The organism is Halopelagius inordinatus (genome assembly GCF_900113245.1).
GTDB lineage: Archaea > Halobacteriota > Halobacteria > Halobacteriales > Haloferacaceae > Halopelagius > Halopelagius inordinatus.
On record NZ_FOOQ01000001.1, the window covers coordinates 367,150 to 386,447 of the forward strand.

At 66.7% G+C, this 19,298-nt stretch carries 28 protein-coding genes; 17 read left to right on the top strand and 11 right to left on the bottom strand.

The window, feature by feature from the left end; all coding sequences use genetic code 11:
* Nucleotides 1-28: 28 nt before the first annotated feature.
* On the top strand, nt 29-487 hold the full coding sequence (locus BM167_RS01955; protein WP_092887969.1) for a YbhB/YbcL family Raf kinase inhibitor-like protein: 459 nt from the start codon (nt 29-31) through the stop codon (nt 485-487).
* A 24-nt stretch (nt 488-511) separates the two neighbouring features.
* Here BM167_RS01955 and rtcA read toward each other — a convergent pair whose 3' ends face one another.
* The 3 genes from rtcA to BM167_RS01970 form a co-directional block, all read right to left on the bottom strand.
* On the bottom strand, nt 512-1,555 hold the full coding sequence (rtcA, locus tag BM167_RS01960; protein WP_092887972.1) for an RNA 3'-terminal phosphate cyclase: 1,044 nt from the start codon (nt 1,553-1,555) through the stop codon (nt 512-514).
* Nucleotides 1,556-2,002 carry a universal stress protein gene (locus tag BM167_RS01965; RefSeq protein WP_092887975.1) on the bottom strand — a complete coding sequence of 149 codons (447 nt, stop codon included), beginning with the start codon at nt 2,000-2,002 and terminating at the stop codon, nt 1,556-1,558.
* 72 nt (nt 2,003-2,074) lie between these two features.
* The gene (locus BM167_RS01970; RefSeq protein WP_092887978.1) at nt 2,075-2,596 is read right to left on the bottom strand and encodes an archaemetzincin family Zn-dependent metalloprotease; all 522 of its coding nucleotides are present in this window, start codon (nt 2,594-2,596) and stop codon (nt 2,075-2,077) included.
* A gap of 39 nt (nt 2,597-2,635) precedes the next feature.
* On the opposite strand from BM167_RS01970, the gene BM167_RS01975 reads away from it, so the two are divergent.
* The 5 genes from BM167_RS01975 to npdG all read left to right on the top strand — a co-directional run bounded on the left by BM167_RS01975 (nt 2,636) and on the right by npdG (nt 5,305).
* Nucleotides 2,636-3,070, top strand: coding sequence for a UPF0146 family protein (locus tag BM167_RS01975; protein WP_092887981.1), 435 nt, complete (start codon nt 2,636-2,638; stop codon nt 3,068-3,070).
* A 25-nt stretch (nt 3,071-3,095) separates the two neighbouring features.
* Entirely contained in the window at nt 3,096-3,971 is an 876-nt protein-coding gene (locus BM167_RS01980; protein WP_092887984.1) for a TIGR01548 family HAD-type hydrolase, read from the top strand.
* A 31-nt stretch (nt 3,972-4,002) separates the two neighbouring features.
* Entirely contained in the window at nt 4,003-4,380 is a 378-nt protein-coding gene (locus BM167_RS01985) for a hypothetical protein (RefSeq protein WP_092887987.1), read from the top strand.
* On the top strand, nt 4,377-4,574 hold the full coding sequence (locus tag BM167_RS01990) for a hypothetical protein (RefSeq protein ID WP_092887990.1): 198 nt from the start codon (nt 4,377-4,379) through the stop codon (nt 4,572-4,574). The genes BM167_RS01985 and BM167_RS01990 overlap by 4 nt, the downstream gene beginning before the upstream one ends.
* A 62-nt stretch (nt 4,575-4,636) precedes the next feature.
* A complete protein-coding gene (gene npdG, locus BM167_RS01995; RefSeq protein ID WP_092887993.1) occupies nt 4,637-5,305 on the top strand; it encodes an NADPH-dependent F420 reductase in 669 nt (222 codons plus the stop codon).
* Nucleotides 5,306-5,308: 3 nt separating this feature from the next.
* Here npdG and hisE read toward each other — a convergent pair whose 3' ends face one another.
* The 3 genes from hisE to BM167_RS02010 form a co-directional block, all read right to left on the bottom strand.
* A complete protein-coding gene (gene hisE / locus BM167_RS02000) occupies nt 5,309-5,611 on the bottom strand; it encodes a phosphoribosyl-ATP diphosphatase (RefSeq protein WP_092887996.1) in 303 nt (100 codons plus the stop codon).
* Between the two features lie 51 nt (nt 5,612-5,662).
* Entirely contained in the window at nt 5,663-6,271 is a 609-nt protein-coding gene (pdxT, locus tag BM167_RS02005) for a pyridoxal 5'-phosphate synthase glutaminase subunit PdxT (RefSeq protein WP_092887999.1), read from the bottom strand.
* A 61-nt stretch (nt 6,272-6,332) separates the two neighbouring features.
* Nucleotides 6,333-6,497, bottom strand: a complete 165-nt coding sequence (locus tag BM167_RS02010; protein WP_092888002.1) for a preprotein translocase subunit Sec61beta — start codon at nt 6,495-6,497, stop codon at nt 6,333-6,335.
* Between the two features lie 104 nt (nt 6,498-6,601).
* On the opposite strand from BM167_RS02010, the gene BM167_RS02015 reads away from it, so the two are divergent.
* Both BM167_RS02015 and BM167_RS02020 read left to right on the top strand, forming a co-directional pair.
* Nucleotides 6,602-6,871, top strand: a complete 270-nt coding sequence (locus tag BM167_RS02015; RefSeq protein WP_092891028.1) for a thioredoxin family protein — start codon at nt 6,602-6,604, stop codon at nt 6,869-6,871.
* 116 nt (nt 6,872-6,987) lie between these two features.
* A complete protein-coding gene (locus BM167_RS02020) occupies nt 6,988-7,137 on the top strand; it encodes a 50S ribosomal protein L40e (protein WP_092888004.1) in 150 nt (49 codons plus the stop codon).
* A 16-nt stretch (nt 7,138-7,153) separates the two neighbouring features.
* On the opposite strand, the gene BM167_RS02025 is transcribed toward BM167_RS02020, so the two are convergent.
* On the bottom strand, nt 7,154-7,522 hold the full coding sequence (locus BM167_RS02025) for a DUF7475 family protein (RefSeq protein ID WP_092888007.1): 369 nt from the start codon (nt 7,520-7,522) through the stop codon (nt 7,154-7,156).
* Between the two features lies 1 nt (nt 7,523).
* Nucleotides 7,524-8,159: an MBL fold metallo-hydrolase gene (locus BM167_RS02030; protein WP_092888010.1), complete on the bottom strand. Its 636-nt coding sequence runs from the start codon at nt 8,157-8,159 to the stop codon at nt 7,524-7,526.
* Nucleotides 8,160-8,274: 115 nt separating this feature from the next.
* Between BM167_RS02030 and BM167_RS02035 the strand changes: the two genes are divergently transcribed.
* The 7 genes from BM167_RS02035 to BM167_RS02065 all read left to right on the top strand — a co-directional run bounded on the left by BM167_RS02035 (nt 8,275) and on the right by BM167_RS02065 (nt 12,613).
* Nucleotides 8,275-8,448, top strand: coding sequence for a DUF5786 family protein (locus tag BM167_RS02035; protein ID WP_092888013.1), 174 nt, complete (start codon nt 8,275-8,277; stop codon nt 8,446-8,448).
* A 31-nt stretch (nt 8,449-8,479) separates the two neighbouring features.
* Complete coding sequence (locus BM167_RS02040) at nt 8,480-9,103, top strand: endonuclease dU (protein ID WP_092888016.1); 624 nt, start codon at nt 8,480-8,482, stop codon at nt 9,101-9,103.
* Nucleotides 9,104-9,128: 25 nt separating this feature from the next.
* Nucleotides 9,129-9,740, top strand: a complete 612-nt coding sequence (locus tag BM167_RS02045; protein WP_092888019.1) for a uracil-DNA glycosylase — start codon at nt 9,129-9,131, stop codon at nt 9,738-9,740.
* Between the two features lie 73 nt (nt 9,741-9,813).
* Nucleotides 9,814-10,533 carry an imidazole glycerol phosphate synthase subunit HisH gene (hisH, locus tag BM167_RS02050; RefSeq protein ID WP_092888022.1) on the top strand — a complete coding sequence of 240 codons (720 nt, stop codon included), beginning with the start codon at nt 9,814-9,816 and terminating at the stop codon, nt 10,531-10,533.
* 60 nt (nt 10,534-10,593) lie between these two features.
* On the top strand, nt 10,594-11,400 hold the full coding sequence (gene pheA / locus BM167_RS02055) for a prephenate dehydratase (protein WP_092888025.1): 807 nt from the start codon (nt 10,594-10,596) through the stop codon (nt 11,398-11,400).
* 184 nt (nt 11,401-11,584) lie between these two features.
* Nucleotides 11,585-12,025 (top strand): archaeal heat shock protein Hsp14, encoded by a 441-nt coding sequence (gene hsp14 / locus BM167_RS02060; RefSeq protein ID WP_092888028.1) that lies wholly within the window; start codon nt 11,585-11,587, stop codon nt 12,023-12,025.
* Between the two features lie 156 nt (nt 12,026-12,181).
* Entirely contained in the window at nt 12,182-12,613 is a 432-nt protein-coding gene (locus BM167_RS02065) for a universal stress protein (protein WP_092888031.1), read from the top strand.
* A 29-nt stretch (nt 12,614-12,642) separates the two neighbouring features.
* On the opposite strand, the gene BM167_RS02070 is transcribed toward BM167_RS02065, so the two are convergent.
* Nucleotides 12,643-13,848 carry an inorganic phosphate transporter gene (locus BM167_RS02070; RefSeq protein WP_092888034.1) on the bottom strand — a complete coding sequence of 402 codons (1,206 nt, stop codon included), beginning with the start codon at nt 13,846-13,848 and terminating at the stop codon, nt 12,643-12,645.
* Nucleotides 13,845-14,726, bottom strand: a complete 882-nt coding sequence (locus BM167_RS02075) for a universal stress protein (RefSeq protein WP_092888037.1) — start codon at nt 14,724-14,726, stop codon at nt 13,845-13,847. The genes BM167_RS02070 and BM167_RS02075 overlap by 4 nt, the downstream gene beginning before the upstream one ends.
* A gap of 149 nt (nt 14,727-14,875) precedes the next feature.
* On the opposite strand from BM167_RS02075, the gene leuS reads away from it, so the two are divergent.
* Both leuS and BM167_RS02085 read left to right on the top strand, forming a co-directional pair.
* Nucleotides 14,876-17,794: a leucine--tRNA ligase gene (leuS, locus tag BM167_RS02080; protein WP_092888040.1), complete on the top strand. Its 2,919-nt coding sequence runs from the start codon at nt 14,876-14,878 to the stop codon at nt 17,792-17,794.
* 65 nt (nt 17,795-17,859) lie between these two features.
* Nucleotides 17,860-18,090, top strand: a complete 231-nt coding sequence (locus BM167_RS02085; RefSeq protein WP_092888044.1) for a DUF7535 family protein — start codon at nt 17,860-17,862, stop codon at nt 18,088-18,090.
* Between the two features lie 6 nt (nt 18,091-18,096).
* Here BM167_RS02085 and BM167_RS02090 read toward each other — a convergent pair whose 3' ends face one another.
* Entirely contained in the window at nt 18,097-19,098 is a 1,002-nt protein-coding gene (locus BM167_RS02090; RefSeq protein WP_092888047.1) for an ornithine cyclodeaminase family protein, read from the bottom strand.
* Nucleotides 19,099-19,298: the final 200 nt, after the last annotated feature.

Consider the following 19,298-nt stretch of genomic DNA (forward strand, 5'->3'; position numbering starts at 1 on the left):
CTCTTATCCGGGTTCCAAAGCAGTTCCCATGCGTCTCATCAGTCCGTCGTTCTCGGACGGTGGCGAGATTCCGCGACGACACGGGCACGAAGAGGAAAACACCAACCCGCCGTTGATCGTCGACGAGGTGCCGGAGGAAGCGGTGACGCTCGCTCTCGTCGTCGACGACCCGGACGCGGAGGAACCCGCCGGGAAGGTGTGGGACCACTGGGTCGTCTGGAACATCGACGTCGACGCCTCGACGCAGTCGTTCCCCGACGACTGGAACCCCCACGAGGACGGCGCAGAGACGGGGCTGAACGACTACGGCCAACGGGGGTACGGCGGACCGAACCCGCCGGACCGAGAGCACACCTACCGGTTCCGCGCCTACGCTCTCGACGCGGAACTCGACTTACCCGGCGACGCGACGAAGGAGGCACTCCTCGACGCGATGGAGGGGCACGTCCTCGCGGAGGCGCGCCTCGAAGGCACGTACGAACCCTGAAGGCCGCGACCCTTTCTTCGACCGTCAGGTCGGGCGGTCCGTCTCCGGGCCGAACATCACGGCACCGTCGGCGTCGGTTTCGAGCGACACGTCGTAGCCGAACGCTCGAATCACCTCCACGTTCGTCCGCAGGTGGTCGGTTATCGACGGGACGCGAACCTCGCCGCCGGCGAGTGCCGCCCAGACGGCGAGTTGGTCGCCCATGCGCGCATCGACCGGCGCGCCGGTCGCCACCCACGACGCCAGCGAATCGACGGCGTCACCCGCGACTCTCTCGGCGGGCACTCCGCGTCGTCCGAGGCCGACGAACCCCGCCCGGCCCCGTTCGCACTCCGCGACGAGGGTGACTATCGCGCCCGGGGAGGACGCCGACACGTACTCGGCCGTCGCGTCCACGAGACTCTCGTCGAGACGGGGTCCCGAGGCGGCGGTCAACCCCTCGACTGCGGCGTCGCGGAGGCGTTCGCCCACGTCGGCGTCAGAGAGCGACTCCGTGGCGACGGCGTTCACGGCGACTCGCCGTACCGGGCCCCGGGATGCCAGTTCGAAGGGGGTGAACGTCGACGGCCCGATTTCGACGGCGAGTCGCCCGTCGCCGGCGGGGTAGAAGCCGCGCCGTCGCACCTCGGCGTCCGCGTCGAGTCCGACGCGGCGCAAAAGCGGGAGTTTCGCCCGGCGGAAGTAGTCCGCCGAGGGCGACCACTCCACGTCCGTCCCGCCGGTGACGGTGAGAGAGAGCGTCTCGTCGACTGCGGCGGCGAGCGGTAAGACCGCGTCGCAGACGAGTGTGACGCTGCCCGCCGTCTCCACGTCCGCGTACAGGTCGCCGCCGCGGAGTCTCTCGGGACTGACCGAGAGCGTCTCCGACCCGAGTTCCGCCCCCTCGACCGTGGCGTTCGTCGCGTCCGACACCGCGTCGACCGCCGCGAGATGCTGCGGTTTCAGGCCGGCGTCCGACCGCCGCGTGCGGACGTTCTCCATCCGAAACGGTCTGCCGGTGACCGCCGAAAGCGACAGCGCGGTCCGGAGGAGTTGGCCGCCGCCGTCGCTGCCGTCCAGTTCGAGCATCTATCGGACGACGGTCACCGGGACGGTGGCGTGTTCGACGAGTCCCTCCGCCACGCTCCCGACGAGTCCCTCGACGCGTTCCGACAGTCCCCGGTGACCGACGAAGATGCCCTCTACCCCCTCGGTCTCGGCGAACTCGGCGATCGCGTCCACCGGGTCGCCGTACAGGAGCGACGACTCCGACTCCACGCCAGCCTCTCGAATCCTACTTTCGGCCTCTTCGAGCACTCGTTCGCCCCGCTCTTCGGCCTTCGAGATGTCCTCGGTGTACAGCCTGTCGTTCGCTTCGGTGAACGACGGCGCCGTCTCGCCCTCCTCGACGAGGATGCGAGGCTCGACGGAGTAGACGGGCAGCAAGCGCGCGTCCAGACGCTTCGCGACTCCGATGGCGTGTTCGAGCGCTTCGGTACTAGGTTCGGAACCGTCGACTGCGACGAGATACTGCATCGGTGTTCACTTCCGCTCGAAGCTACGTCTCGTGAGCGTTTATGTGACGCGGCGGAACGGGAGGCCCGAAAATCAGTGAACCAACCGGCTGCACGTCCCGCAGAGGTTCTCCTCTTTGACGTCTACCTCGCGCACCGTCGGCGAGAACGACATGACGCATTTGTTGTTGTCGCAGTGTTCTAACCCCATCGTGTGCCCGATTTCGTGGACGACCTCCTTTCGGACGCGGTCCGCGAACACCTCGGTCGCGGGTTTCGTCGTGATTCCGCCGTCGGACGAGGTCTGGAGGCGATACGTCGAGATGACCGAACCGTTCCCGTTCAGGTAGGCGAGGCCGAAGACGTAGTTCCGCCGCCGGTAGTAGAGGTCCTGTGCGGTGATTCCGATGTTCTTGTCGCCGCTTCCCACGCGACTCGCGAGTTCGATGAACTGCTCTGCTCGGTACTGTTTTCGACTGCGGTCGAACGCGCCGTCGGGAACCGCCTGGTCGTTGTGTAGCGTCACGTCGCAGTCGTAGACGCCCCGCAACGCAGCAGACGCCTCCCGCTTTACTTGTGCGGGAAGTTCCCCGATAGGCACGATATCGACAAGCATAGAAGTCGTTAAGAAGAGCGGGGCCATAAACATCCCGCCGTGGAAACCGCACTCCGAGACGCCCTCTCCGCGCGCCTCGCCCGATACGACCGTCTCGTCGAAATCGGCGTCGGGCGCGCGCCCGACGTGGCCGCCGCACTCGCCGCCGCCGGAGCGGACGTGACCGCGACGGACGTTCACGAGTTCGACCTCCCCGCCGACGTGGCGTTCGTCGAAGACGACGTCGTCGCCGCGAGCGAACGGACCGACCCCGGACCCACCTACCGCGTCGACGCCGTCTACGCGCTGAACCTCCCGCCGGAACTCCACCGCCCGGCGCGCGACGTGGCGCGGGCCGCCGACGCCGACTTCCTCTTTACGACGCTCGGATTCGACGCCCCCTCGGTTCCCGTCGAGACGGAGTCCGTCGGCGACGAGACGCTGTACGTCGTTCCCGCGGACCGACGCGAACCCGGCGCCGAATCACAACGCTAACGCCGACGGGGGACCGCGTTTCTGTATGCACGCAGACGCAGTCGTCCTCGACATCGACGGCGTTCTCGTAGACGTGGCGGACTCGTACCGCCGGGCCATCGTCGAGAGCGTCGACCGCCTGCACGGGCGGACCGTAGACCGAGGCGACGTTCAGTCGTTCAAGGACGCGGGCGGGTTCAACAACGACTGGGAACTGACGTACGCCGCCGCGTTGTACGTCCTCGCCGACGAGCGGATGTCTCTGTCTCTCTCCGCGTTCACCGACCGCATCGCCGAACGCGGCGGCGGCCTCTCGGCGGCCGAGGACGTCGTCTCGGACCACCTCTCTCCTGCGGACCGCGAGGCCGTCAGAGAGGCGTGGGACACCGACGCCCTCCGCGAGACGTTTCAGGCTCTCTACCTCGGTTCCGACCTGTTTCGAGAACTCGAAGGGCACGAACCGCCGTTCGAGGCGACCGGCTACATCAACGACGAACCGGTCATCGTCGAACACGAGACGCTCGACCACCTCACCTCGCACTACCGCACGGGCGTCCTGACGGGCCGTCCCGTCGCGGAGGCGGACATCGCCCTCGCCCGGTCGCGGTTCTCCGTCCCGGCGAACCACCGCTTCACCATGGACGACTGGGCGGAGGGCAAACCCCACCCGCACGCTCTCACTACTCTCGCGGAACGGTTGGAGGCCGACAGCGTCGTCTTCGTCGGCGACACGTTGGACGACGTGCGCACCGCCGTCAACGCCGCCGCGGCGGACGACTCCCGGACGTACCGCGGCGTCGGCGTCCTCACCGGCGGCCTCACCGGCGAGGCGGGCAGAGACAAGTACGAGACGGCCGGTGCCGCGGCAGTCGTAGACTCCGTCAACGACCTGCCGGACCTGCTGACGCCCGCCGACGAGTAAGTTTACGACCGCTCCCCCGCACACGTCCGTCATGGACGCGCTTCGAATCGAACGGCTCTGTTGGTCGCTCCCCCTCGGCGGCTTTCTGGCGGTGCTCGTGGCCGGTCTGGTGGTCCCCGACCCGACCGGAACGCTCTGGGTCGCGGGCGCGCTTTCGGCCTGCCTCGTCACCGTCCCGTTCTCCTTTTGGTTCCTCGCGCGGTTCGAGTCGCCGGACGCGACGGCGGGCGACCTGACCGTTCAGTGGACGGCGCTTTTCACCGTGGTCGTCTCGCTCAACGCGCTGTTGAACGCCGTCGGCGTCGGCGGGTTCGCGAACAACCTGGTCTCTTTCGGCGGCGGGTACGCCGCGGCGAGTCGCGCCCGTCGGTGGAACCCCCTCCGACGCCGCGGGGGTGCGTCGGCGTGAGAGACACGCTCTCGCACCTCGTCCGGTTCTTGGCGGTGATGCTTCTCGTGGACGCAGTCGGCCTCGGCGCGTGGGCACTGTTCCCGGCGGGGACCGCCCCGCGGACGTACGTCCTCTTCGGGACGCTTCTCGTCGCCCCCATCGTCGCCTTTCTCGTGACGTACGGTCCGGAAGTCGTCTCCGAAACGGACTGACGACACCGGCAGACGCGCCCGGTCACGCAACGCTTTACCGGGTTCCGTCCGCACCCTGACCTATGCGAATCGCACTCCTCGGTGGGACGGGCGACATCGGCGAGGGACTCGCCCTCCGGTGGGCCTACCACACGGACCACGACGTCGTTATCGGCTCTCGCGACCCCGAGAGGGCGCGCGAGAAGGCCGACGAGTACGAGACGGAACTGTCGAGTCGCGGCCGCGACCGGAAGGTGAACGGCTTCGTCAACGAGATGGCGGCCGACCGGGCGAAGGTAGTCGTCCTCGCCGTGCCGCCGTACCACGTCGCGGATACCGTGGAAGCAGTCGCCGACAGTCTCGAAGACGGGGACGTACTCGTCACGCCCGCCGCGGGCGTCAAACGCGAGGACGACGGGTTCCACTACCACCCACCGGGTGCGGGCAGCGTCACGCAACTCGTCGCCGACGCCGCGCCAGACGGGGTGAGCGTCGTCGGCGCGTTCCACAACCTCGCGGCGGGACGCCTCGCGAATCTGGACGCCGAACTCGGCATCGACACGCTTCTCGTCGCGGACGACCCGGACGCAAAGGAGACCGTCAGACTGCTCGCAGAAGAGATAGAAGGTCTCCGCGCACTCGACGCCGGCGGCATCGGAAACGCCGCCGAAGTCGAGTCCGTGACGCCCCTCCTCATCAACGTCGCACAGAACAACGACGGGATGCACGACTTGGGCGTTCGCTTCGAGTAAGGCTCAAAACCGGCTCTGCAGTTCCTCGCGCAGGTCGTCCAGCGACGCGTCGTGCGTCGCCAACACGACCAACAGGTGATAGACCAAGTCGGCGCTCTCGTACAGCAGTTCCTCTCTGTCGTCGTCTTTCGCGGCGAGAATCGTCTCCGTCGCCTCCTCGCCGAGTTTCTCTAAGGCGTAGTTCTCGCCTTTCTCGTGGGTGAAAAGCGTCGTCGTGTACGAGTCCTCGGGCAACTCCTCTCTTCGGGACTCGATGGTCGAGAACAGTTCGTCGAGTACCTCCTCTCTGGGCGTGTCGTCGTCCATACCGGCGCGTCGGACGACGGGGGCAAAACACGCCCGGTTCTCCCGTCCGGGTCAGTCCGAGACTGCCCCGACTTCGACGTCGCCCTCGAAGAACACCATGTCGTGGAGTCGGCTGTCGGTCGTCAGTTCGGGGTGAAACGAGGTGCCGACGACGGGGCCTTGACGGACGGCCACCGGCTTTCCGTCCCACTCGGCGAGGACGTCGACGCCCTCGCCCACCTCGTCGATGACGGGCGCGCGGATGAAGACGGCGGGAAACGGTTCGTCCAGTCCGGTCACCGCCAACGGTGCCTCGAAACTGTCCGCCTGGCGGCCGAACGCGTTGCGGTCGACGCTCACGTCGAGAAGCGAGAGGGGGGTCACCCGGTCGTCTTTGGCGTCGCGGGAGGCGACGATGAGGCCCGCGCAGGTGGCCAACACCGGCTTGCCTCGCTCGACGTGTTCGACTATCTCCTCGTCGATTCCCTCGCGCGCCAACAGCCGAGAGATGGCGGTCGATTCTCCGCCCGGCATCAGCAACGCGTCGCAGTCGGGGACGCGTCCGGACTGGCGTATCTCGACGACTTCGACGTCCTCGCCGTGGGCGCTCGCGGCCCGGCGGATGGCGTCTGCGTGTTCGGATACGTCGCCTTGGACGGCGACGACGCCCGCTCGTAACATAGCCGGAAGTGAGACTCCGAGAGACAAAAAGCGTCCGTTCGCCGGTGCGTCGGCCGTCGCCTCAGATGGCGACGGCGTTCAGTACGAGGACGGCGACCCCGAAGAGGAGTCCGAACGCGACGATCGTCTTCGGGTCGACGCGAATCGCGTTGCGGTCCTCTGCGTCGAAATACCGAACGAGTCCCGCACTAGACATCAGTCCGCCGCTGTTCTGTCCGCTACTCATGTGCGGCCATCTGTGCCTCCCTCGCGTAAACGTTTCGACTCGGGTCCGTAACGGGGGGGTGAGAAACCCTTATGCGCGGGGACGGGCAACCACCGAAGGACACGATGACCGTTCAAGTGCTCGATTTCTACGCCGACTGGTGTGGCCCGTGTAAGACCCAGGACCCGATTCTCGAGGAGATACAGGACGACTGGGGCGACCGATTCGAACTGAAGAAAGTCGACGTCGACGAGAAGCAAGATACCGCAAACGAGTATCAGGTCCGCTCGCTCCCGACGCTCATCGTCGAGAACGACGACGGCATCGTCGACCGGTTCGTCGGCGTCACCCAACGCGAGGACATCGAAGCGGCCCTCGAAGAAGCCGGCGCCTGAACCCTCTTCGGACTCTCGACCGTCGAGTTCCCGTCTCGGTTCTCTCGTCGCGCGTCCCCCGCCGCCGGTGCGCGGTTCTCGCAAGCGTTATACGGAGTGGTCCAAAACACAGCCGTATGGCTAGTTTCGACGCCGCCGAAAAGCGAACGCTGGAGAAACTCATCTGCATGCGATGTAACGCGCGCAACCCGCCTCGCGCGACCAGTTGCCGAAAGTGCGGCTACAAGAACCTCCGCGCGAAGTCCAAGGAACGCCGCGCGGCGTAATCGGGTCGTCTCCCGGCTACGTCTCTCTTCTGTACAGGACGACGAGTACGACGACGAGCGCCGCCTGTACCACCTTGTCGAGGACGCCGACCGGAGAGACTAGGTCGGGCCAGTTGAACGCGGCGTAGAGGAGAATCTGTCCGAGGGTGAAGGGGATTCCGAGGAGGTAGACGAGTCGCCGCCTGTAGTCGCGGACGACGGCGACGATGCCGGCGACGAAGCCCGCCGCCGCGAGGAGAAACGAGACGCCGAACGGCGTCGGGAGTGCGCCGACGCCCAACACGAGGTGGACGAGTGCCGTCACCGCGGCGAGTGCGACGCCGACGGACTCCAGTCTCGTCAGACCGCCGACGCCGGTCGCGCGCCCGGTCGTTTCGGCGGACATCTCACGCCGACTCGGGATACTTCGGCTCTCTCTGTTCGGCGCGCGAGAGCGCTCTCTCGACCACCTCGCGGACGGAGTCCTCGTCGCCGTCGGGCGGTGCGCGGTAGACGTCTCCGTGCCCCGCGTACATCGCAGACACCGTCTCGGGCATCCGTTCGAGGAGCGTTTGGAGGCTCTTTACGAGTCGCTCTCGCGACTGCCCCGCCATGTCCGTCCGTCCGAAACTCCCGTCGTCGAACGCGCCGTCGTTGTAGACGACGACGTCTCCGCTGAACAGGGTGTGGTCGCTCACGAACGAGACGTGGTCCGCGGCGTGTCCCGGCGTGTACACCACCTCGAACGTCTCGTCGCCGAAGACCATCTCCTCGCCGTCTTCGAGCGTTCCGTCGCTTCGGGGATGGTCGCCGTAAGCGTACAACTCGGCGTCGAACTCGTCGAGGACGGCGTCGAGTTCGCCGACGTGGTCCGAGTGTTGGTGCGTGAGGACCACCGCGTCGAGTTCCTCCGCGTGCTCTGCGACCACGTCTTCGACGCCCGGCATCGTCCCGGCGTCGACGAGAACCGTCCGTTCACCGAGAACGAGGTACGCGTTACAGGTGAACTGCTCTGCTCTCTCGGTGACTGTGACGACTTCCATGCGGCGGCGTACGTCGCGGTCGGTGAAAAAGCCCGGCGGGACCGAGAGACCCCCGCCAACGCGTTAGTGGGGCCTGCAAATCATTTTTGGCGCTCAACCGTCTATCGTCGAACGTATGGGGTTCGGTAGTTACGACGAATCAGAGCGAGAGAACCAGGAGTACGACACCGACCTCGACGACGACAGCGTCGCCACCTCCGAGACGGACCACGAGGGCGAGGTCGAGTACGAAATCGGCGCGTCCAACGACGAACTGCTCGACCGGTTGAAAGAGATAAAAGAGGAGTGACGTCGTCGAACCGCGCGGCGCGTGACGGGTCGTGACGACGCCGCCGAAGCCCGGAGCGAGAGCCCTCGGTGTCGCCGAGTCGTACCGCGGGACCGGAGGCGAGTCGAACCGAAGCACCCTCTGTGGCGCACTCGTGCGGGCCGACCGCGTCGTAGACGGCGTCGTCTACGGGTCGTGCACCGTCGGCGGAACGGACGCGACGAGAGCCGTACAGACGCTTTTCTCGACGCTCGGTCGCGAGGACGTTCGGTATCTCGTGGTCTCCGGCGTCGCCCCGGCGTGGTTCAACGTGCTCGACTTGCGCCGCGTCGCGGAGGCGACGGGTCGCCCGACGATTTCGGTGTCCTTCGAGGAGAGCGAGGGCCTCGAACCGGCACTGCGCGAGCAGTTCTCCGGTGACGAACTCGACGAACGCCTCGCGGTCTATCGGTCGCTTCCGCCGCGGCGGTCCGTTGACGTCGGCGACGAGACGGTGTTCGTCCGCGCCGTCGGCCTCGACGCGCCGGAGGCGGCGGCCGTCGTCCGCGCGTTCACCCCTGAAGGCGGGCGGCCCGAACCCGTCCGCGTCGCTCGAACGGCCGCGCGGGCGGCGCGTTCGTGGCGCGAACGGGAACGAGACGGCCAACCGGGGGCGTCCGGCGACCACCACGAGTAAGTCGGCCGGACGCGCTACGGCACGTATGGACGACGCATCCGACGGCCAGATGGACGGACTCTGCGTCACAGACTGCACGCGGTGTCCCGAACTCGTCGAGGCGCGGAGCCGGATAGTCAACGGCGCGGGCCCCGACGACGCCGAGTTGGTCTTTCTCGGGGAAGCGCCGGGGGCGAACGAGGACGAGAAGGGAGAACCGTTCGTCGGGCGTTCGGGAAGCGTTCTCGACGACGCCCTCCGAGACGTCGGACTCGCGCGCTCGGACGTCCGCATCACGAACTGCGTGCGGTGTCGTCCGCCCGAGAACCGCGACCCGAAGGTGGCGGAACTGGAGAACTGCGCGGGCTGGTTGGAACGGGAACTCGAACTCGTGGACCCCGAACTGCTCGTGACGCTCGGAAAGGTCCCCTCCGAACACGTCCTCGACCGGTCCGTCGCCGTCACGTCGGAGGCGGGCGACGTGGTGGACGCGCGCATCGGGGGCCGCGCCCAACGCGTCCTCGTCTGCGTCCACCCCGCCGCGACGCTGTACGACCGGAGCCAAGAGGAGACGTTCACCGACACCATCGCGAGAGCCGCAGACCTCGCGAACCTGACGGACGGCGAGGGCGGGCAGGCGAACCTCGGCGACTTCTAGTCGGGCGTCGGTCGGCGGCGCGGAAGTCGCCCCGAGGGAAAGTCACTTTGCCGCCCTGCGCGGAGTGTTCGGTATGAGCGCGCCCAACGCCGCCGAGACCGAACAGTCGCTCGCATCGGTGGTCATGGTCGACTACGGACTCGGGAACCTGCGGAGCGCACGGCGCGGACTCGAACGCGCCGGTGCGGACGTGACGATAACCGACGACCCCGCGGAGTTCGCCGACGCAGACGGAATCGTCCTCCCGGGCGTCGGAGCCTTCAGCGAGGGGATGGAGAACGCCGGCCCGTTCCGCGAACCCCTCGCGGCGGCGGCCGAACGCGGCCAGCCCATCTTCGGCATCTGCCTCGGGATGCAGATGCTGCTCACGACGAGCGAGGAGGCCGACCACGAGGGCGAGGGCGAAGTCACCGGTCTGGACTTCATCCCCGGAACGAACGTCCGCTTCTCGCAGGGCCAGAAGGTGCCGCACATGGGGTGGAACGAACTGAACGTCGAACGCGACCACCCTCTCGTAGCGGGCGTCGACGGCGTCGCGTCTTCGACGCAACGAGCAGACGGACCCGCGGGCGGGTCCGTCGACGGAGAGTACGCCTACTTCGTTCACTCGTACTACGCGGTTCCGGACGACGAGGACGCCGTCGTCGCCACGACGGACTACGAGGTGGAGTTCCCGGCCATCGTCGCAAACGAGGAAGGCAACGTGTTCGGCACGCAGTTCCACCCCGAGAAAAGCGGCGAGACGGGGCTGACCATCCTCCGGAACTTCGTCGAACTCTGCGCAGAGCAGTAATCCGGTAGGGAGTCGCCCACCGACGACGGGCTTTTCAAACTCGGGGCTGAACGTCGCCGCATGCAGGCAGTCACGCTGGGTCCGGCGGGGACGTACTCTCACCGCGCCGCCCGGGCCGTCGCAGACGACGTCGAGTTCCGCGAGTCCGTCTCCGCCATCGTCGATGCGGTGAACGACGGCGAGTACGCGCGCGGCGTCGTCCCCATCGAGAACAGCATCGAAGGCAGCGTCACGGAGACGTTGGACGCCATCGCGGAGACGGACGTGGCGGTCACCCGCGAGATAGTGACGCCGATTCGTCACGCGCTACTGGCTCAAACCGAGGAGTTCGACGTCGTCGCCTCCCACTCGCAGGCCCTCGCGCAGTGTCGGTCGTACCTCGAAACCACCTATCCGGACGCGAAACTCGAAGCCGTCGCGAGCACCGCTCGCGGCGTCGAACGCGCCCGCGAGGACCCGACTGTCGCCGGTATCGGCCACCCCGACAACGCGGGCGGGACGCTCAACGTCCTCGCGGAGGATATCCAAGACCGCTCTTCGAACGCGACGCGCTTTTTCGTCATCGCTCCCGAAAGCGAACGCTCCGAAGCGGGCGGGAAATCCACCATCGTCGTCTACCCGAACGCCAACTACCCGGGGCTGTTGTTGGAACTGTTAGAGGCGTTCGCGGACCACGACATCAACCTCTCTCGCATCGAGTCTCGACCCAGCGGAAACCGCCTCGGGGACTACCTGTTCCACATCGACTTCGAGGCCGGTCTGTACGAGGACAGATCCAAAGACGCCCTCGACGCCGTCGAGGAGATCGCCTCCCGCGGGTGGGTCAAACGACTCGGCTCCTACGACATGCAGCACGTCCTCTACTGAGACCCGTCGGGGCGTCGCGGAAATCTCGAAGAACCGACGCGCCGAACGACCGAACCGCGGCGTCGGAGAGGAGTCCGAAACGCGCACATCCGGCCCTTCGACGTCTCTCCCGTGCGAACTGCGCGCTCGGCTCCATCTATATTTATCTCCTCGGACGCCGTCTGTAGTAGTCGGTGACTATCAAATGATGCCACGTTCTTCCCCCTTCGACGACTTCGAGACGATGTTCGAGCGCATGTCCAAGCAGTTCGGCGACATGAGCCACCAGTTCGACCGTTCGGACCTGACGGGCGTCGCCTCCGCCGTCGCCGTCGACGTCGCCGACGAGGACGACGAGTTCGTCGTCGTCGCGGACCTGCCGGGCGTCGAAAAGGAGGACATCGACCTCACGATAACCGAACGCGTCCTCACCATCGAGGCGACGCACGAGACGGACGAGCAACACGGGTCCGAGGAGTACATCCGGCGGGAACGCCGCCACGAGTCCGTCCGCCGCACCGTCCGTCTCCCCGAAGATATCGTCGCAGACGAGGCGTCCGCCTCGTACAACAACGGCGTCCTCACCGTCACCCTCCCCAAGGTGACGACCGACGGCGACGACTCGCACCGAATCGACGTCGAGTGACCGGCCCGGAGCGCCGACGACACTCGCCACGCTACCGAACGAGAACGTCGTAAGCTCGCGTTCGTCGTTTCCCCCCCGTTTTCTCGACTTTCACCGCCCGCAGAGCGGGTCGCTTCGCCGGTAGAGTTCTTCCGTCTCCGCGCCGAACCCGACCGTATGGAACCCTCGAACGTGTTGGTCCCGCTGGACGGGTCCCCACTCTCGGACGACGCTTTGACCCACGCGCTCGGAACGTTCGACTGTCCCGTGACGGTGTTGAACGTGGTGACGCCGCTCGACGCGTCGATGAGCGAGAGCGGTATCCTCGAACCCGACGAACAGCGACGGGACGAGGCGAGAGCGAGAGCGGAGGAGGTAGTCGAACGCGCGACGCGCCGGGCGGAGGAAGCGGGGCGGACCGTCGAGGTGGCCGTAGAGACGGGGAACCCCGCCGAGACTATCCTCGACTACGTCGGCGCGAACGACGTGGATCACGTCGTCATGGGCGGACACGGGGGCGAACGCGACGGACTCGCCGGCCGCCTCCTCGGAACCGTCGCGACGGCAGTCGTCCGTAAAGCGCCCGTGACGGTGACCGTCGTTCGATAGCGCGTCTCGACCGCACGGACGGAGCGCGGCTACCCGCCGAGTACCGCGGCGAGGGCCCTGTAGGCACCGAATCCGATGGCCACCGACGCGACGAGCGTGAGTATCCAGAACGCGAGCGTCACCCCGATTTTCTTTCGAGAGACGCCCGCGGAGCCTCCCGCGAGTCCGCCGCCGATGACGCCCGAGATGATGATGTTGTTGAACGAGATGGGGATGCCGAGAGCGATGGCCAGTTGCGCGATGACGAACCCGGGGACGAGGGCGGCGATGGACCGCCGAATACCGAGTTGCGCGTACTCCCGAGAGGTCGCTTGGAGCAGTCGCGGTGCGCCCATCCACGCCCCCGCGAGGATGCCGGACGCGCCGAGAGACAAGAGTACGATGCCCGGGAGGCCGAGTTCGACCCGATAGAGGTTCTCCAGCGGTCCGGTCGCCAGCCCGACCTGACTCCCGCCGCTGGAGAACGCGACGATGCTCCCGAGGACGACGAGAAACGTCCTGACGCCGCCTTCGACCGACGCCTGCGTTCGGCGGCGGATGAACTGAAAGCTCGCCGCGGCGGCGAGCACCGACACGGCGACGACGCCGAGTTCGACGCCGGCGACGACCGGCGTCCCGACGAGTCCAGACAGAAACCCCGCGAGAGAGCCCTGTTCCTCGCCGGCCGGAGCGGGGATGACTGCCAGTTCGACGTTGGCGACGATACCGCCGACGAGAGCCGCGAGCAGGGGGACGCCGACGGTTTCGGGGATGTCGTCGCGGCGGAGTATCGTGGCGGTGAGATACGCCAACCCGCCCGAGACGGGGGGGACCAGAACCCAGAACGTCACGATTCTCCGATACGTGTCGAACGCCGGAGAACCGCCCAGAGAGAGCCCCACACCCACCATCGCACCGGTCGTCGCGAACGCCGCAGGGACCGGGTAGCCGGTGTAGACGCCGAACGCCATGAACGCCGTGGCGGTCAAAAGCCCCGTCGTCGCGGCCAGCGAAGTGAACGCGACGCCGTCTATCAGTCCGGACCCGACCGTCTCGGAGATGCTCCCGCCCTGCGTGAGTGCGCCGAGGGCGGCGAGGAGGCCGATGAGGAACGCGGCTCGCATCGTCGAGATGGCGTTTGCGCCGATGGCGGGGGCGAACGGCGGCGAATTGCTGTTCGCGCCGAGTGCCCACGCCGTCAGCAGGGCGGTGACGGTGGCCAAGCCGACGAGGAGCCAGAAGACGACGGCCGTCACCGCCGCAACAGCCCTCCGAGACGGTGAAGCGGGCCGCCGACTACCTCGGCGTCCCTCGCGAGGATGACCGTCTCGTCGGTCCGTTTCACGATTCGTCTCGCCACCGACCCGACGAGTCGTCGTCGAAGCGCGCCGCGTCGAGTCGCCCCTAACACGACCACGTCGTGGTTCGCCGCCGCGTCGCCGATGGCGTCCGTCGGGTCAGCGGCCTCTCTGACGACGGTTTCGACCGGCAGGTCGGCGTCGGTGGCGAGGACCATCCGGTGGCCCTCCGCCGCGAACTCTCGTGCCGCCGCCGCGTCCGTTTCCGCGTCCGCCACCGCGAAGACGACCACCCGGGCGTCGTTCCGAACGGCGATAGCCACCGCCATCACCGCCGCAACCTCGACGTGCGGTCCGCCGGCGACGGGGAGGAGAACGGAGTCGACGCCGTCGGCCTCGCGTCCGATGCGTTCGACGTACAGGTCGCACTCGGCCCGTTCGACGAGTGCGTCGACGGTCGTTCCGAGGACGGCCTCGCTCCGCCGCGAACGCCCCCGCCACCCGACGAGGAGCGCCGAGGGGTCGCTCTCTTCGACCGCTTTCAACAGACCGCGAGTCGGCGACCGCGCGACGACGATGTCGCGTTCGACGGCGACGCCGTCGGGCGCGTCCGCCCGTTCGAGGAGTTCGCGGCTGTCTCCGGCGTACTCGCGGACGATGGTCTCGTCGTCGAACACGCCGAACGGCGAGTCGTAGGGTTTCACCACGACGGTCACGAGGCGCACCGTTCCGTCGCCGAGGCGCGCGAGGTCACCGGCGGTTCGAACCAACTGCCGGACGTTCTCGGGGTCTCTGAGTCCGACCAATACCGGTCCACCGGTTCCGTCGTCGGCCATGAAGACGGGTTCGGGCTCACCGAGCAAAAGTGTTGACACGAAACACGGTTCGAGGGCGGAGCGAGGAGCCACCGACGGAGGCGCGACCAGACAGCCACGCGAGTCAGGTATAGGAGATATTTTAGGCCCGCACCTCCGACGACACAGACATGGAATACGACCCGCAGGAACTCGAAGACCGGTGGCGAGAGCGGTGGTCCGAGACGGGTCGGTACGAAGCCGACCCCTCCGAGGCCGACGACGACCCCACCTTCATCACGGTTCCGTACCCCTACCCCAGCGGCGGGATGCACATCGGGCACGCCCGGACGTACACGGTGCCCGACGTCTACGCGCGGTACCGGCGCCAACAGGGGGACAACGTCCTCTTTCCCATCGCGTGGCACGTGACGGGAACGCCCATCATCGGCGCGGTAGAGCGCCTGAAGAAGGGCGAAGAGGAGCAACTGTCCGTCCTCAGAGACACCTACGACGTCCCCGAGGAGACGCTTCACGACCTCGAAACGCCGATGGGGTACGCGCGGTACTTCATCGAGGAACACTACAAGAAGGGGATGAAAGACCTCGGGTTGTCCGTCGACTGGCGGCGGGAGTTCACCACGAACGACGAGCGCTACTCGAAGTTCATCACGTGGCAGTACGAGACGCTGAGAGACCGCGGCCTGTTGGAGAAGGGCCTGCACCCCGTCAAATACTGCACGAACGAGAAACAGCCCGTGACGACCCACGACCTGTTGGAGGGCGAAGACGCCGAGTTCCAAGAGTACACGCTCGTGCGCTTCACCCGCGGCGACACCGTCGTTCCGATGGCGACGCTCCGACCCGAGACGGTTCGCGGCGTCACGAACGCCTACATCGACCCGGACGCCGACTACGCCTACGCCGACGTGGACGGCGAGGAGTGGTTCGTCTCCGCCGCCGCCGTCGAGAAACTCGACCTGCAGGGTCACGACGTGACGGTCGAACGCACCGCCTCCGGCGAGGAACTCGTCGGCGAACGCGTCACGAACCCCATCACGGGCGACGACGTGTTGATTCTGCCCGCCTCGTTCGTCGACGCCGAGAACGCGACGGGCGTCGTCATGTCCGTCCCGGCGCACTCGCCGGACGACTACGTCGCCCTCCGCGAGGCGAAAGCCGACGACGAACGGATGCGCGAATACGGCATCGACCCCGCCGACGTGGACGCAATCGAACCCGTCCCCATCCTCACTGTCGAGGGATACGGCGAGATACCCGCCGCGTCCGCCGTCGAAGACGCCGGAATCGAGTCGTCCGACGACCCCGCCTTGGAGACGGCGACGAACGACCTGTACAACAAGGAGTTCCACGCGGGCCGCCTGAACGACGACTACGGCGAGTTCGCGGGCGAACTCGTCGAGGACGTTCGGACGCGGTTCCGCGACGCCCACCGCGACGATGGGGCGTTCGGAACGATGCAGGAGTTCTCCGAGGACGTCGTCTGTCGGTGCGGCGGCGACGTCGTCGTCGCAGAACAGGACACGTGGTTCCTGCGCTACAACGACGAGGCCTGGAAGCGGAAGGCCCACGAACTCGTCTCGGAGATGGACGCCATCCCGGCGAACACCCGCGACGAGTACGACCACACCATCGACTGGTTGAACGAGTGGCCGTGCATCCGAAACTACGGCCTCGGCACGCGCCTGCCGTGGGACGAGGACTTCGTCATCGAACCCCTGTCGGACTCGACGGTGTACATGGCGTACTACACCATCGCTCACCGACTGCAGGACGTCCCCGTCGAGGAGATGGACCGCGACTTCTTCGACACGCTGTTTTACGGCGCGGACGCGGTCGAGGACGGAGAGGTGCCGGGCACCTCGGAACGTTCGGGCGGCGACGAGTCGCGAGAACCCGACGAGACGGCCCTCGAACTGCGCGAGGAGTGGGACTACTGGTACCCGGTGGACTACCGCTTCTCCGCGAACGACCTCATCTCGAACCACCTCACGTTCTACCTGTTCCACCACGCGGAACTGTTCGACCGCGCGCAGTGGCCGCAGGGTATCGTCATCATGGGCATGGGTCTACTCGAAGGCCAGAAGATGTCCTCTTCGAAAGGGCACGTCGTCCTCCCCGGCGAAGCCATCGAGAACTACGGCGCAGACACCGTCCGCTTTTTCCTCTTGAACTCCGCGGAACCGTGGCAGGACTACGACTGGCGGGCCGACCAAGTCGCCTCGGTCGGCGACCAGTTAGAGCGCTTCTGGAACCGCGCCGACGAGATTATCGAGGGCGAGATTCCCGAGGACCGCCCGGAACTCGCGAGCGAAGACCGCTGGTTGCTGTCGAAACTCCAACGGACCGTCCGCGCGGTCACGGAGGCGATGGAGCAGTCGGAGACGCGCGCGGCCAGTCAGGCCGCCTTCTACAACTTCGAGGAGGACCTGCGTTGGTACCGCCGACGGACCGACCTCGACCGACCGGCGGCGCGGTGGACTCTCGCGCACGTGTTGGAGACGCGCCTGCGCCTCCTCGCGCCGTTCGTCCCGTTCTTGACGAACGAACTCCACGAGCGACTGACCGGCACGCCCGCCGAGGACGCCCCGTGGCCCGAGGCGGACGAGGCGTTCGAGAGTCGCGCCGTCGAAGTGAGAGAAGCGCAGGTCGAACGCCTCGTCGAGGACATCCAAGGCATTCAGCAGTCGCTGAAAAACGCCGACGACCCGATTCCGGAGGCCGACCCCGACCGGATTCGCGTCACCGTCGCCGCCGACTGGAAGCGCGGCGTGTTCGATACCGTCGCCGACGTCGGGGCCGACCAAGGCGCAATCATGGGGGAGGTGATGCAGGACCCCGACCTGCGGGAACGCGGTAACGAGGTCAACGACTTGGTCCAAGAACTCGTCGAGTTCGCCCGGGGGCGCGACGAAGCGGAACTCGCCGCCCTCGCCGACATCGACGAAGCCGAGACGTACGAAGACGCCGCGGCGTTCCTCGGCGACGAGTTCGACGCCGACGTCGTCGTCGACGTCGAAGGCGAAGACGCCGAGAAGACGAAGCAGGCGATTCCCCTCCGACCCGCAATCGACTTGGAAGTCGAGTGAGACTCGTCTCGGGGAGTCGCTACCGTCGGGCGGTTTTTTGACGGAACCCCGCGTAGGTCACTCGTATGAGCGACGAAGACCAGCCCGGACTGCTGAAACGTACGTACAGAACGGTCTCTCCCGGCTACGATTCCCGCCCCGACGCTGGGATGGACTCGGTCGGATGGACGATTCTCCTCCTCATGGTGGTCATCTTCATCCCGCTTCTCCCGTTTCTCCTCGTCGTCTTGCTCGTGACGAAGGTTCTCGACGCGCTTTCGAGTCGGGGCGGCGACGACGAAGAAAGCGAGGAGTAAGCCGACTCAGCGTTCGGCTTCGGTCGCGAGACCCAACAGGTCGAACGGGTAGCCGTTGTCGTTCTCGTCCGCGTGTTCGTAGACGACGTGGGCGGCGGCGACGTCCTGAATCGCCAGTCCCGTCGAGTCGAAGACGGTGATGCCGTCGTCGTCGGTGCGGCCCGGTCTGTCGCCGACGACTATCTCGCCGATAGCGCCGTAGATGTCGTCGTCGGAGAGGACGCCCTCGTTGTAGGGGACGTTAATCTCGCCGGAGTGGGTCGTCTGTGCGTGGTCGTCGATGACGAGCTTGGCGTCCAAAAGCACCTCGTCCGCGAGTTCGTGTTTCCCTTCCGCGTCCGCGCCCATGGCGTTGATGTGGGTGTGGTCGCCGACGGCGTCACGCGGAACGACGGGCGACTCGACGGGCGTCACCGTCGAGAGAACGTCGCATCCGGCGGCCTCCGCTATCGACCCCGCACGCACGTCGAAGCGGTCCTCGAAGGCGTCGATGAAGTTCGCGACGCGTTCCTCGTCGAGGTCGGAGACGACGACTTCTTCGATGTCTCGAACCGTCGAGATTGCCTCCAACTGGGTGTACGACTGGACGCCCGCGCCGACGATACCCATCGAGGTGGCGTCCTCGACGGCGAGGTGGTCGGTGGCGACGGCCGCCGCCGCGCCCGTCCGCTTCATCGTCAGTTCGGTGCCGTCCATGATGGCGAGGGGGAACGCAGTCTCCGGCGAGGAGTACACCATCGTCCCCATGACGGTGGGTAGGTCGTGTTCGTCGTTGTCGGTGTGGACGTTGACCCACTTGATGCCCGCCGCGTCCCAGTCGCCGGCGTCCATGTACGCCGGCATCGACCGGAAGTCGCCGTTGTACTGCGGCAGGTCGATGTAGGACTTCGGCGGCATCTGCGCGTCACCGCGTTCGAAGGCGGCGAACGCCTCCTCTACGGCGGGGATGAGGTCCGCCATGTTCGCGTTCTCGTGGACGTCGTCGCTGTTTAACAGAAGCGTCTGCATGGTCGATTCGTTTCTGCGACCGCCACTTAGTTCATACCGAAATCGAACTCACGGTCCATCTGATCGATTATTCTCGGACTGGATACCCGTTTCTCACTGTATCTCGGATCAGACGCAAATATCGACGTCGGACCGAAATAGCGGCGTCAGCCGTCGCTGTCGGGCGACGGCGTCGGCGAAAAAAATTCGGGTCGTGCGGT

Coding starts and splice junctions, on each gene's coding strand:
- hsp14 (WP_092888028.1), top strand. CDS start 11,585: ATGATGCCACGTTCTTCCCCCTTCGACGACTTCGAGACGATGTTCGAG.
- BM167_RS01985 (WP_092887987.1), top strand. CDS start 4,003: ATGGACGCGCTTCGAATCGAACGGCTCTGTTGGTCGCTCCCCCTCGGC.
- pheA (WP_092888025.1), top strand. CDS start 10,594: ATGCAGGCAGTCACGCTGGGTCCGGCGGGGACGTACTCTCACCGCGCC.
- BM167_RS02085 (WP_092888044.1), top strand. CDS start 17,860: ATGAGCGACGAAGACCAGCCCGGACTGCTGAAACGTACGTACAGAACG.
- BM167_RS02075 (WP_092888037.1), bottom strand. CDS start 14,726: ATGGCCGACGACGGAACCGGTGGACCGGTATTGGTCGGACTCAGAGAC.
- BM167_RS02090 (WP_092888047.1), bottom strand. CDS start 19,098: ATGCAGACGCTTCTGTTAAACAGCGACGACGTCCACGAGAACGCGAAC.
- hisH (WP_092888022.1), top strand. CDS start 9,814: ATGAGCGCGCCCAACGCCGCCGAGACCGAACAGTCGCTCGCATCGGTG.
- hisE (WP_092887996.1), bottom strand. CDS start 5,611: ATGGACGACGACACGCCCAGAGAGGAGGTACTCGACGAACTGTTCTCG.
- BM167_RS01955 (WP_092887969.1), top strand. CDS start 29: ATGCGTCTCATCAGTCCGTCGTTCTCGGACGGTGGCGAGATTCCGCGA.
- BM167_RS02045 (WP_092888019.1), top strand. CDS start 9,129: ATGGACGACGCATCCGACGGCCAGATGGACGGACTCTGCGTCACAGAC.
- leuS (WP_092888040.1), top strand. CDS start 14,876: ATGGAATACGACCCGCAGGAACTCGAAGACCGGTGGCGAGAGCGGTGG.
- BM167_RS02035 (WP_092888013.1), top strand. CDS start 8,275: ATGGGGTTCGGTAGTTACGACGAATCAGAGCGAGAGAACCAGGAGTAC.
- BM167_RS02025 (WP_092888007.1), bottom strand. CDS start 7,522: ATGTCCGCCGAAACGACCGGGCGCGCGACCGGCGTCGGCGGTCTGACG.
- BM167_RS01965 (WP_092887975.1), bottom strand. CDS start 2,002: ATGCAGTATCTCGTCGCAGTCGACGGTTCCGAACCTAGTACCGAAGCG.
- npdG (WP_092887993.1), top strand. CDS start 4,637: ATGCGAATCGCACTCCTCGGTGGGACGGGCGACATCGGCGAGGGACTC.
- BM167_RS02065 (WP_092888031.1), top strand. CDS start 12,182: ATGGAACCCTCGAACGTGTTGGTCCCGCTGGACGGGTCCCCACTCTCG.
- rtcA (WP_092887972.1), bottom strand. CDS start 1,555: ATGCTCGAACTGGACGGCAGCGACGGCGGCGGCCAACTCCTCCGGACC.
- BM167_RS02020 (WP_092888004.1), top strand. CDS start 6,988: ATGGCTAGTTTCGACGCCGCCGAAAAGCGAACGCTGGAGAAACTCATC.
- BM167_RS01980 (WP_092887984.1), top strand. CDS start 3,096: ATGCACGCAGACGCAGTCGTCCTCGACATCGACGGCGTTCTCGTAGAC.
- BM167_RS02015 (WP_092891028.1), top strand. CDS start 6,602: ATGACCGTTCAAGTGCTCGATTTCTACGCCGACTGGTGTGGCCCGTGT.
- BM167_RS02030 (WP_092888010.1), bottom strand. CDS start 8,159: ATGGAAGTCGTCACAGTCACCGAGAGAGCAGAGCAGTTCACCTGTAAC.
- BM167_RS02010 (WP_092888002.1), bottom strand. CDS start 6,497: ATGAGTAGCGGACAGAACAGCGGCGGACTGATGTCTAGTGCGGGACTC.
- BM167_RS01970 (WP_092887978.1), bottom strand. CDS start 2,596: ATGCTTGTCGATATCGTGCCTATCGGGGAACTTCCCGCACAAGTAAAG.
- pdxT (WP_092887999.1), bottom strand. CDS start 6,271: ATGTTACGAGCGGGCGTCGTCGCCGTCCAAGGCGACGTATCCGAACAC.